This window comes from Georgenia sp. Marseille-Q6866, from assembly GCF_965111665.1.
Genome location: NZ_CBCOOR010000002.1, coordinates 229,443 through 241,473 on the forward strand (window position 1 = coordinate 229,443; position 12,031 = coordinate 241,473).

The window sequence follows — 12,031 nt, forward strand, 5'->3', positions numbered from 1 at the left end:
CATGTTGGCGAAGTGTGTTGAGGGAGTTGACGCGTTTCCACGACGTCAAAGTGGGACGCGAGCGGCTCTTCGTCAACCACGAGTTCCTCGGCGTTCTCATCCGCCCGGAGTAAGCCCTCCCGTCGCCGCGCAGCAGGCCTAGCGCCGGGCGAGGATGATCGGCGCCGCCGTGCGGGGGTGGGGCAGGACCTCGACGGCGTGCTGGTAGACGCCGGACAGCAGGTCCGGCTGCAGCACCTCGGCCGGCGCGCCGACCGCGGCCACGCGGCCACGGTCGAGCACGGCCACCCTGTCCGCGTACCCCGCGGCCAGATTGAGGTCGTGAAGGACGACGACGACGGCGTCACCCGCCGCCGCCCGGTCCCTCGCCAGGGCCAGGACGAGCTCCTGGTGGTGGAGGTCGAGGGCGGCGGTCGGCTCGTCGAGGAGGACGACGCCCGCGGACTGGGCGAGCACGCGGGCCAGCGAGACGCGGGCCTGCTCACCGCCGGACAGCGAGCTGAAGGTGCGGTCGGCGAGAGCTGTCGTCTCGGTCAGCTCCATCGCGCGGGCGACGGCGGCGTCGTCGTCGTCCTCGCGGGCGGTGTGTGACCACGGGGAGCGGCCCATCTCCACCACCTGCCGGCAGGTGAAAGGGAAGGTGAGGGTGACGCGCTGGACGAGGACGGCGCGGCGCATCGCGGCCTCCGTCGTCGACCACTCGCGGAGCGGACGGCCGGCGAGCGTCACGCTGCCGCCCGCCGGGACGTCCCCGCTGAGCACGCCGAGGAGCGTCGACTTGCCCGCCCCGTTGGGGCCCACGAGGGCGACGACCTCGCCCGCGCGGACGCCGAGGCTCACGTCGTCGAGGATCGTGGCGCCGCCGAGGACGACGCGGGCGCCGTCGACGGTGATCGCGGTCTCGCCCCGCTCGAGCGGCTCGGGCAGGCGGGGGCGGCGCGGCAGGAGCCTCATGCCCACCCTCCCTGGGTCGTGCGCATGCGGCGCATGAGCCACAGGAAGAACGGTCCGCCGACCACCGAGGTGAGCATGCCCAGGGGCAGGTCGGCGAAGGGGACGGCGGTGCGCGCGACGAGGTCCGCGACCGTGAGCAGCAGCGCGCCCCCGACGGCGCTGGCCGGCAGCAGCAGGCGGTGGCCCGGCCCGGCGACGAGCCGCACGAGGTGCGGGACGACGAGCCCGACGAAGGCGATGACGCCCGCGAAGGCGACGCCCGCGCCGACGAGGAGCGCGATGACGACGATCGCCACGACCCGCAGCCGTTCGACGTTGACCCCGAGGTGCCGGGCCGAGCGGTCCCCGAGCGAGAGGAGGTCGAGCTGGCGGGCGAGGAGGAGGGACACGGCGATCCCGACGACGACGAAGGGCGTGACGACGCCGACCGCTTGCCAGCGGGCGCCGTTGAGGCTGCCGAGCTGCCAGAAGACGATCTGCTCGCGGGCGGTGGGGCTGGCGATGAAGGTGTTGAAGGCGACGATCGCCGAGGCGATCGCGGTGACGGCCACGCCGGTGAGGATGAGGGTGATGGCCTCGGTGCGCCCGCCGGAGCGGGACAGGGAGTAGACGAGCAGGGTCGTGGCGAGCGCGGCGACGAAGGCCGCGAGCGGCACCGTCCACGTGCCGAGGACGTCGAGCCCGGTGACGATCGCGAGGCTCGCGCCGACGGCCGCGCCGGGGGAGACGCCGATGATGGCCGGCTCGGCCAGCGGGTTGCCGAAGACGCCCTGCATGAGGGCGCCGGCCACCGCGAGCGCCGCCCCGACGACGACGGCGAGCGCGATGCGCGGGAAGCGCACCTGCCACAGCGCGGCGTCGCCCTGCGGGTGGCGGGGGCCGGTGACGGAGTCGAGCGGGAGGTCGACGTGGAGGCCGATACCGCCCAGCAGCCACTCGAGGGCGCCGTCGAGCCGGCCGAGCACCGAGCCGGCGACCTCCCCCGGGGGGATCGCCAGCTGCCCGGCGCCCGCAGCGACGACGCACACGACGGCGAGCGCGAGGGCGGTGCCGGTGAGCAGCCACCAGCCGCGGCCGCGCCCGGCGGTGGTGGCGGCAGGCGCGGTGACGGTCGCGGTCACTCGTAGACCGCCTCGGCCAGGGCGGTGACGACCCGGCCGGTGCGCGGTCCGAAGCTGAGGAGCACGGTGTCGTCCACGTCGACGACGCGGCCGTCGGCCACCGCCTCCGTCTGCGCCAGGCCAGGGACGAGGGAGAGGCCGTCGGGGCCTCCCACGGACTCCAGGCCGGCGCTCATGAGGAGGAGGACGTCGGGCTGGACGCTGATCATCGTCTCGGCGCTGATCTGGGTGAAGGGCCGCTCGAGGCCGGCCTCGGTGCCGACGTCACGCGCGCCGATGGCGCGGATGAGCGAGTCGGCGCCGGATCCCGGACCGCCGAGGAGCTGGACCATGCCGCCGCGCAGGTAGAGGAAGGCGACGGCGGGGGACTGGGCGCCGGTCGGGGCGTCGTCGAGGGCCGCGGTGATCTCCTGCTGGGTGCGCGCGACGAGCTCCTCACCGGCGTCGGGCACACCGAGCGCGCCGGCGACGGCGCGGATGTGCGTGGGGATCGTGTCCATCGAGCGGGTGTCGTCGAAGAAGATCACCGGGATGCCGGCGTCACGCAGCTGGAGCTGGACCTCGGTGGGGCCGATGGTCGTGTCGGTGAGGACGACGCTCGGGTTGAGGGCGAGGATCGCCTCGGCGTTGAGGTCGTGCGCCCCGGGGGTGACGACGGGCAGGTCCGCCGCCTCGGGGAAGCCGGTGGAGGTGTCGCGCCCGACGACGTTGTCCCCCAGTCCGAGGGAGAAGACGATCTCGGCGAGGGTGCCGTAGAGGTCGACGGCGAGGATGCGGCTGGTGTCCGCCACCTCGACGACGGCGCCGTCGCAGGACTCGACCGTGACGGGCAGCTGCTGCGCGGGCGCCGTCGCCACCGGGTCGATGGTGTCATCCGTCACGACGGCGGTGGTGGGCGCGGTGAGCAGGCTCGCGTCACCGCTCGCGGTGCGCTCGGGGAGCGGCTCGCCGTCGTGGTCGTGCGTGACGGCGAAACCCTCGACCGGGTCGCCGCACGCCTGCACGGTTTCCGCGGCCGCAGGCGCCGTCTGCGCCGTCGTCGTCCCAGCCGGTTCCGCCGGGCCTCCTGCGCACGCCGAGAGGGTCAGTGCCGCGACAGCGGCGACGAGCGCGAGGCGCGCGGGAAGGCGGGTCATGAAGTTCCTTGGACGGGCGGGTGCGCTGGGCGTGTGTGCGCTGGTGGACAATTTACGTGACGTACCCGTAGCGTAATCGTCGATTAGGCTTGCCTTACCTAAGTGTGCCACGAGGAGAGAGATGTCACGGACCCCTGAACCTGCTGGCCACGGCCAGTTCGACGGCCGCGCACGCGGCCGTCTTCTTGCCGTGCTGGCTGCCGGCATCGCCCTCGTGGGCGGCCTCTTCGTCGCGGCCCCGGCGGCCGCCGCCTCCGCCAGCGGCCCCGACGGCCAGCAGGTGACGGTCGAGCCCTCGAGCGGCCTCGACCCGGACGGGCAGCAGGTCACGGTGAGCGGCTCCGGCTTCGACACCTCCAAGGGCGTCTACGTCGCGCTGTGCGTGGACAAGGGGGCTGGCCAGCAGCCCGGCCCGTGCCTCGGTGGCGTCGACATGGAGGGCGCCGGCGGTGCCTCCGCCTGGATCTCCTCCAACCCGCCCGCCTACGGCGAGGGACTTGCCCAGCCCTTCACCGAGTCTGGGGGGCGCGGTTCCTTCTCCGTGACCCTCAGCGTCTCCGCCGCCGACTCCTTCACCGACTGCCTCGACCCCGCCGTCGCCCCCAACGGCTGCGTCATCGGCACCCGCGCCGACCACACGCGCGGCGGTGACCGCTCCGCCGACGTCCGCATCCCCGTGACCTTCGCCACCGGCAACTCCGACGCGGGCGCCGACGCCGCCGCGGGATCCGGGTCCGAGCAGTCCGGCTCGGGCGGCGATGCCGCCGCCGAGGCCGACTCCGACGGCTCGCTCGCCACCACCGGTGTCACCGTCGGCATCATCGCCGGCGCCGCTGCGCTCCTCCTCGCCGCGGGTGTCGCGGCACTCCGCCTCCGTCGTCGTCACTCCGCCTAGACAGGACCCTGATGAGCACCACGACCTGGCGCGCCCGCGCGCGCCGCACCCTCGCCGCTGTCACGACGACGGCGCTCGCAGCCGGCGCCGTCGTCGTCGGCACCGGCACGACGGCGCTCGCCGCCGAGCCCGCCGCGACGGTCGAGTCCGGCAGCGCCCAGTGGGGCGTCAAGGAGTCCTTCCGCCGGTACGTCACCTCGCCCATCGCGCACGGCTCGGTGACGGCAGTCGCGCCCGCCCAGCAGCTCGACGACGGGCGCTTCGGCTTCGTCGCGGAGAGCGGCAGCGTCGAGGGCACGACGGCGCGGGTCGACCTCGCCGGCGGCGTCTCCTTCGCGGGGCACGACGAGGGCGAGGGGCCGGTCCTCGAGGTGCACCTCTCGGACGTCCAGGTGGTCATCGACGGCGACGAGGGATCGCTGGTCGCAGACGTCACCTCCCGTGCATTCGTCAACACGACGACCGTCGGCGAGCTCGTCGCGTACACGGACGTCGAGCTCGGCTCGATTGACCTCAGCTCCGCGCCGCTGACGGTCGCGGACGGGGTCGCCTCCCTCGTGAACGCTCCGGTCACGCTCACCGCGGACGGCGTTCCCGCGTTCGCCAACTTCTACAAGGCCGGTGACGCGCTCGACCCGCTGAGCTTCAGCGTCGAGCTCGAGGCGAGCACCGTGGCCCCGCAGGTCACGGTCCAGCCGCAGGACGTCTCGGTCGACACCGGCGACGACGCGGTCTTCAGCGCGGCCGCGACCGGCACGCCTGAGCCCACTGTCCAGTGGCAGACCCGCCCCGGCGCGGACGCCGAGTGGCAGGACGTCGCGGACGCCACGGCCACCGACCTCACGCTTCCCGCCGTCGCCGCGGAGCGGAACGGACTGCAGGTGCGCGCCGTCTTCAGCAACGGCACCGAGCCGGACGCCGTGACCGCCGCCGCGACCCTCACCGTCGCCGCCGCGCCGGTCGAGCCGGAGGAGCCGGTCGAGCCCGAGGAGCCGGTGGCGTTCGAGCCGGCGATCGAGGTCTTCGCCGCCGACGGCGTGACGCCGCTCGGTGACGCCGAGGTGGCCTACGGGGACACCGTCGTCGTCAAGGGCACGGGCTTCGACCCGGCCGCGAACGTCGGTGGCCGCGGCGTCCCGATCCCGAGCACGCTGCCGCAGGGCACCTACGTCGTCTTCGGCAAGTTCGCCGAGCAGTGGCAGCCGTCGCAGGACGTGCCGTCCTCCGCCCGCGTGGTGGGCGCGCAGAAGTGGGCGCTCGCCGAGGGTGTGCTCGACCAGGTGCCGCCGAACTACCAGCACGTGATCCGTCGCCAGTGGGTCGACATCGCCGAGGACGGTTCGTTCACGGCCGAGCTCACGGTCACCGAGCCGGCAGCGGGCTGGCCGGAGGACGGCGGCTTCGGTGTCTACACCTACGCGGCGGGCGGCGTGAAGAACCCCGCGCAGGAGCTGTCGGTGCCGCTCAACGTGGTCGACGAGCCGACTGAACCGGTGGAGTGGACCCCCGCGATCGAGGTCTTCGCCGCCGACGGCGTCACCCCGGTCGGTGACGCGATGCTCACCTACGGGGACACCGTCGTCGTCAGGGGCACGGGCTTCGACCCGGCCGCGAACGTCGGCGGGCGCGGCGTGCCGATCCCGAGCACGCTGCCGCAAGGAACCTACGTCGTCTTCGGCAGCTTTGCTGACCAGTGGCGCCCCTCGCAGGACGCGCCGAGCTCCAACCGCGTGATCGGGGCGCAGAAGTGGGCGCTCGCCGAGGGGGTCCTCGACCAGGTGCCCGCCAACTTCCAGGGCGCGATCCGTGGTCAGTGGGTCGACATCGCCCAGGACGGTTCGTTCACGGCCGAGCTGACGCTCGGTGGCCTGGGCAAGGCATGGCCCCAGGACGGCACCTTCGGTGTGTACACCTATGCCGCCGGCGGCGTGACGAACGCCGAGCAGGAGCTCAGCGTCCCGCTCAACTTCATGCCCGAGCCGCAGATCGAGGTCCTCACGGCCGACGGCAAGCCCGTCGGAGAGTCCCAGCTGGTGGAGGGGGACACCGTCGTCGTCAAGGGCACGGGCTTCGACCCGGCCGCGAACGTCGGCGGGCGCGGCGTGCCCATCCCGAGCACGCTCCCGCAGGGCACGTACGTGGTGCTCGGGAAGTTTGCCGAGCAGTGGCAGCCGTCGCTCGACGTGCCCTCCTCGGCACGGGTTGTCGGTGACCAGCGCTGGGCGCTGGCCGAGAACGTGCTGGACCAGGTGCCGCCGACCTTCCAGGGTGCGATCCGTCGCCAGTGGGTGGACATCGCCGAGGACGGTTCCTTCACGGCCGAGCTCACGGTGACCGAGCCGAAGGACGGCTGGCCGCAGGATGGCACCTTCGGTGTCTACACCTACGCCGCTGGCGGCGTGAAGAGCCCCGCGCAGGAGCTGTCTGTCCCGCTCGACGTCGTCGCGGAGCGCACGCCGCAGCTCGAGGTGACGCCCACCGAGGACATCACCGTCGGCACGGTCGTCTCCGTCGAGGGCACGGGCTACGCCCCGAACCGGAAGCTCTCGGTCGCCTTCACCTCCGACACCCCGACCGCGGAGGGTGTCATGGTCGGTCCGCCGCCTACCGGGTGGCTGCAGCACGAGGTCGTCACGACCGACGCGCTCGGCAGCTTCGAGCGTGAGATCACCGTCCGCGGCTGGTTCACCGGCACCGGGGACGACTGCAGCCAGGTGCAGTGCTACCTCGCGACCTTCAACTCGGCCCAGCTCAGCGACGCCGACGAGGTCGACGTCACCGACCGCAGCCAGGACGTCTTCGTCCCGGTCACCTTCGTCGCCGGAGCCGTCGAGCCGACCCCGGAGCCCGGCGCCCCGACCGTCGTCGCCGACCCGGGCCAGGTCGAGCGGGGCGATGTCGTCACCATCAGCGGCAGCGACCTGCCCGCGGGGGACGTCACGGTCGAGCTCGCGCCGAGCACCGCACCGGCCACCGGGCACCTCGACTGGGGCGTCAAGGAGTCCTTCCGCTCCTACGTCACCAGCCCGATCGCCCACGGCGCGATCACGACGAGTGAGGACGTGACGCGCAACGACGACGGGACCTTCCGCTTCCCCGCCACGCTCGCCTCCCAGGACCCGGCCGCCGGCGCCGCGCTCGTGAGCTTCGCCGGCAGCGTCCAGTTCGAGGGCCACGAGATCGAGGGCGTCCCTGCTCTCGACATCCTCCTCGAGAACCTGCGCGTCCAGGTGACGCCCGACTCGGCCGTCCTCGTCGCCGACGCGACCTCCCGCGAGTTCGCCGGCACGACGAGCACCGGCGAGCCGGTCGAGTACCCGGGCGTCGTGCTGGCGTCCCTCGACCCCGAGGCCTTCACGGTCGCGGGCGCCGAGGTCACGGCGGAGGCCTCCGCGGCCACGCTGACGACCGCGGGCGTCCCCGCGTTCGGCACCTTCTACGACGCCGGGGACGAGCTGGACCCGGTGAGCGTCGCGGTCACCGTCGGGGGCGCCGTCCCTGCCGCTCTCGCGCTCCCCACCGACGAGCCGACGGAGATCGCCGTCGTCACGGTCGAGGAGGACGGCTCCTTCACCAGGTCGTGGACCGTGCCGGAGGACTTCCCGCTGGGTGGCTACGCCGTCGTGCTGCGGGACGAGGCCGGGGCGGTGCTCGCGAGCGACGCCCTCACCGTCCTCGCCGTGACGCCTGACGCGCCGTCCGAGCCCGGGGAGCCCGGGGAGCCCGGTGAGGAGCCGGGTGAGCCCGGCGAGGAGCCTGCGCCGACGCGTGGCGCGGTCACCGTGTCGCCGGACCCGGTGGTGCAGGGCGCCACGGCGACCCTCACCGGCAGCGGTCTCGAGCCCGGCACCCGCGTGGGCGCCGTCATCGACGCCGCCGGCGCTCCGGGCGGCCTCACCTGGGGTGTCAAGAAGTCCTTCCGGAGCTACATCACCGGCAGCATCGCCCACGGCTCGGTGACCGTCACGGCACCGGCCAGCGAGACCGCCGGCGGCTACGTCTTCGGCGACGGCCGGGGCAACGGGGACGCGACCGACGGCACCGCTCACTTCGGCGGTGAGGTGGCCTTCGCCGGCCACGAGATCGGTGGTGCCTCCCAGCTGCAGATGACGATCACGGACCCGTCCGTCGTCATCGAGGGTGGCGAGGGCTACCTCGTCGCGGACGTCACCAGCCGCTCGCTCCAGGGCGACGGCGTGGTCGACTACCCGCGCGTCCGTCTCGCCGAGCTCGACCTCGACGCCGTCCAGGTGGCCGGTGGTCGGCTGGTCGGGACCGACGTGCCCGCGCGGCTGACGGACGCGGGCGTGCCCGCCTTCGCCGACTTCTACGAGGCCGGCGAGGCGCTCGACCCGGTGACCTTCAGCGTCCCCGTCGCGGAGGGCGAGCTCGACCTCAGCGAGCTCGACGTCGCCGAGGCGGTCGTCGGAGAGGACGGCACGGTCGAGCTGAGCTGGACCGCCCCCGCGGACATCGCCCTCGGCTCGCACCGCATCGACCTCGTGACCGACGGCGAGTCCGTGGCCGACACGACCTTCACGGTCGCGGCTGCAGGCGCCGGCACGGACACCGACGACGACGGCGCAGGCTCCGGCACCACCGCCGGTGGCACCGGCGCCAACCTCGCCCAGACCGGTGCGGAGGCGGCGGCCCTCGCGGCCCTCGCGGCCACCGTCCTGCTTGCCGGCCTGGTGCTCGCCACCCGCAGGCAGCGCGCCTGACCCGACGGGGCCGCACCCGGGTGCGGCCCCGTCGCCCAGGCCCGAGAACGACGAAGCCCCGCGTGGAGGACCACGCGGGGCTTCGTCGTCGGGCAGGTCAGGCGTGGTGCCGCTCGCCGAGGGCCGCGAAGAGGGCTGTGCTCAGCTCGAAGGCGACGGTCGCCTCCTCGACAGCCATCTCGATGTCGAGAGGACTGAGGTCGAGGGCGTCGAGCTGCTCGCGGTAGGTGTCCTTGAAGACCTTGGGCTTGGCGATGCCGGCGAAGGTGTAGAAGGCCACGCCCTCCTCGCCCAGGCCGTAGTGGCGCTGGACGAGCCGCTTGATGGCCTGGCCGCCTGAGAGGTCCCCGAGGTAGCGGGTGTAGGCGTGCGCGGCGTACCGCGGCAGGTCCCCGGCGACCTGCGCGATGCGCTCGGCGTAGGCGCGGGCCGCGGGCAGGACGGCGATGCGCTCGCGCCAGTCCTCGCCGTGGAGGAACGCGAGGTCCGCCTCGATGGAGGGGGTACGGGTGAGGTCGGCGAAGACGAGGCTGGAGCCGCGCGCGGCCCCGACGAGCTCGGCGCTGGCCGCCTCGAGGGCGACGTAGATGCCGTACTGCTGGGCGGCGAGGTCCGCGTAGGCGGCCCGGTCGAGGCGCCCGTGCATGAGGTCGGTGATGAAGGGGACCGACTCCGCACGCTCGTGGGCGGCACGCGTGCGCTCGCGCAGCTGCGCGGAGAGCGGGGCAGTGGCGATTGAGGGCGCACTCATGTGGGCTCCTTCGATGGTCGGCCGGTGAGGTGAGCCTTACCTTAGCCGAGTTTCGTGACGCTCATGTTGCGCAATTCATCAGACGAAGGTAAGCCCCCTCTCCGCATATGGGCGATCTCGGCAACGAGATCCCCGCAGACGCCGCAAGAATCGCCCATATGCGGAAGGGGGAGTGCTAGAGGGCGGCGACGACGTGGTCGACGCAGGCGGTGAGCGCGCGGACGTCCTCGGGGTCGACGGCGGGGAACATGCCGACGCGCAGCTGGTTGCGGCCGAGCTTGCGGTAGGGCTCGACGTCGACGATGCCGTTCTCCCGCAGCACCGAGGCGACCCTCGCCGCATCGATCTGCTCCGCGAGATCGATCGTCCCGACGACGGGGGAGCGGTGCTCGGGCACGCCGACGAAGGGGGTGGCCCAGTCGCGCTCGGCGGCCCAGCGGTAGAGGATCTGCGCCGACTGCGCGCTGCGCCCTGCCGCCCACGCGAGCCCGCCCTGGTCGCGCATCCAGTCCAGCTGCTCTGCCATGAGGACGAGGGTGGCGATCGCCGGGGTGTTGAGCGTCTGGTCCTTGCGGGAGTTCTCCACCGCCGCGGGCAGGGACAGGAACTCCGGGACCCACCGGCCGCTCGCCGCGATCTCCTCCACCCGGGCCAGGGCCGGGGGCGACATGACGGCGAACCAGAGCCCGCCGTCGGAGCCGAAGCTCTTCTGCGGCGCGAAGTAGTAGACGTCGGTCTGGCTGAGGTCGACCGGCACCCCGCCCGCGGCGGAGGTGGCGTCCACGCAGACGAGGGCGCCGTCGTCGGCCACCCGCTCGACGGGGGCGACGACGCCGGTGGACGTCTCGTTCTGCGGCCACGCGTAGAGGTCGACGCCGTCGACGGGGCCGAGCGTCGCGAGCGAGCCGGGCTCGGCGGTCTCGACGTGCGGGTCGGCGAGGAAGGGCGCGCGGTGGGTAACGGCGGCGAACTTCTGGCCGAACTCCCCGAAGGCGGCGTGGGCGGCGCGCTCGCGGACCAGGCCGAGGCTGGCGGCGTCCCAGAAGGCGGTGGACCCGCCGTTGCCGAGGACCACCTCGTAGCCCTCCGGTGCCCCGAGGAGGTCGGCCACGCCCTCGCGGACCCGGCCGACGAGCGAGCGCACCGGTGCTTGCCGGTGGGAGGTGCCCAGCAGCGTCTCGCCGACGGCGGCGAGCGCCGCGACGTGGGAGGGGCGGACCTTGCTCGGGCCGCAGCCGAAGCGGCCGTCCGCGGGCAGGAGCTCGGCGGGGATCTGGATCGTCATGGTCCCCGATCCTCCCACCTGGACGGCTCGGGAGGGTCCCGCGTCCAGACGGGACGGCCGCGTTTCCGGCTCCGGTTCCGGGCGGGATCTGGCTGTCGGGAACAAGTCGGCTGTCGGTAACAAGTCAGCTGTCGTGGGCGGGGAGCGGGGGCGGGGGCGGGTCAGGGTGGAGGGACTTCTGGGCCTCGAGGATGTGGGCGGACCAGCCGGCGGTGCGGCCGCAGACGATGAGGGCGTTGAAGAGCCTCGCCTCGAAGCCGACGTGATCGAGGAGCAGGGCGCCCCAGAAGTTGACGTCGGCGCTCGACGGGCGCCCGGTCACCTCGGCGATCCGCTCACGGCCGACCTCCTCGATGGCGCGGCCGGCGGCGAAGAGCCGCACGTCGAGCTGGCGGCACACCTCGCGGAGCATGGCCGCGCGCCGGTCCCGCTCGCGCGGCACGAGCCCCGGGACCATCGCCCGCTCGCGCAGCGCGTCGTCCACGGCCGTGGCCGGGTCCACGCCGTCGTGCACGCGCACCGCGACCTGCTGGGCGCGGGCCGCGGCTCCGGCGGCGAGCGGCCCGCTCACCCCGGAGATCGCCCCCGCGAGGCAGGCGCCGACGTCCGCGCCCGTGCTCGCCGCGGTCCGGGCGATCAGCGTCGAGGGGGAGTCGGGGCCGTCCTCCGCGACGATCGTCCACAGCGCGTCCAGGGCGCGGGCGTGGTCCGGGCGGGTGTCCCCGCGCCACCGGATGAGGAAGCGATCGGCGACCGAGCGGCCCTGCTGCACCTCGTGCTGCGGGACCATCGCCAGCTCGGGTCCGCGGGCGGACTGCGCGACGAAGGACAGTGCCAGCACCGAGGCGCGGGCCAGGTCGTCCCGGGCGCGGGCGGGGGTGATGTCGAGCAGCGGCCGGAAGCCCCACACCGGGGCGAGCTGCGCGATCGCGCTCTGCACGTCCACCCGGGTGTCCCCGGTCCGCACGGGCAGCGGGAAGGGCTCTGCGGGTGGCAGGGCCGGGTTCTCGACGTCGTCGACGAGAAGGCCCCACACCGACTCGACGTGGCGGTCCAGGAGCCCCGACACGGGCTGGCCGCGGTAGAGCGGCTCGTCGTCGGGGCCGAGGGAGAAGATCGGCCGGTGCGGAGTGGTGTCCATCACGCGTCGATGGTAGGCGCTCCCGCC

At 73.8% G+C, this 12,031-nt stretch carries 8 protein-coding genes; 2 read left to right on the top strand and 6 right to left on the bottom strand.

Features of this window, described 5'->3' with window-relative positions:
• Positions 1-138 precede the first annotated feature (138 nt).
• The 3 genes from ACWPXV_RS02985 to ACWPXV_RS02995 are packed head-to-tail and all read right to left on the bottom strand — an operon-like array spanning position 139 to position 3,211.
• Positions 139-954 (bottom strand): heme ABC transporter ATP-binding protein, encoded by an 816-nt coding sequence (locus ACWPXV_RS02985; RefSeq protein ID WP_454083826.1) that lies wholly within the window; start codon positions 952-954, stop codon positions 139-141.
• Positions 951-2,075, bottom strand: a complete 1,125-nt coding sequence (locus ACWPXV_RS02990) for a FecCD family ABC transporter permease (RefSeq protein ID WP_454083827.1) — start codon at positions 2,073-2,075, stop codon at positions 951-953. The genes ACWPXV_RS02985 and ACWPXV_RS02990 overlap by 4 nt, the downstream gene beginning before the upstream one ends.
• Positions 2,072-3,211, bottom strand: a complete 1,140-nt coding sequence (locus ACWPXV_RS02995; RefSeq protein WP_454083828.1) for a heme/hemin ABC transporter substrate-binding protein — start codon at positions 3,209-3,211, stop codon at positions 2,072-2,074. The genes ACWPXV_RS02990 and ACWPXV_RS02995 overlap by 4 nt, the downstream gene beginning before the upstream one ends.
• 121 nt (positions 3,212-3,332) lie before the next feature.
• Here ACWPXV_RS02995 and ACWPXV_RS03000 point away from each other — a divergent pair, with 121 nt between their 5' ends.
• Entirely contained in the window at positions 3,333-4,106 is a 774-nt protein-coding gene (locus ACWPXV_RS03000) for a hypothetical protein (RefSeq protein WP_454083829.1), read from the top strand.
• 11 nt (positions 4,107-4,117) lie between these two features.
• Entirely contained in the window at positions 4,118-8,827 is a 4,710-nt protein-coding gene (locus ACWPXV_RS03005; protein WP_454083830.1) for an HtaA domain-containing protein, read from the top strand.
• Positions 8,828-8,924: 97 nt separating this feature from the next.
• On the opposite strand, the gene ACWPXV_RS03010 is transcribed toward ACWPXV_RS03005, so the two are convergent.
• The 3 genes from ACWPXV_RS03010 to ACWPXV_RS03020 form a co-directional block, all read right to left on the bottom strand.
• Entirely contained in the window at positions 8,925-9,578 is a 654-nt protein-coding gene (locus ACWPXV_RS03010; RefSeq protein ID WP_454083831.1) for a biliverdin-producing heme oxygenase, read from the bottom strand.
• A 175-nt stretch (positions 9,579-9,753) separates the two neighbouring features.
• Positions 9,754-10,863, bottom strand: coding sequence for a phosphoserine transaminase (gene serC, locus ACWPXV_RS03015; RefSeq protein ID WP_454083832.1), 1,110 nt, complete (start codon positions 10,861-10,863; stop codon positions 9,754-9,756).
• Positions 10,864-10,987: 124 nt separating this feature from the next.
• Positions 10,988-12,004 carry a citrate/2-methylcitrate synthase gene (locus tag ACWPXV_RS03020; protein WP_454083892.1) on the bottom strand — a complete coding sequence of 339 codons (1,017 nt, stop codon included), beginning with the start codon at positions 12,002-12,004 and terminating at the stop codon, positions 10,988-10,990.
• Positions 12,005-12,031 lie beyond the last annotated feature (27 nt).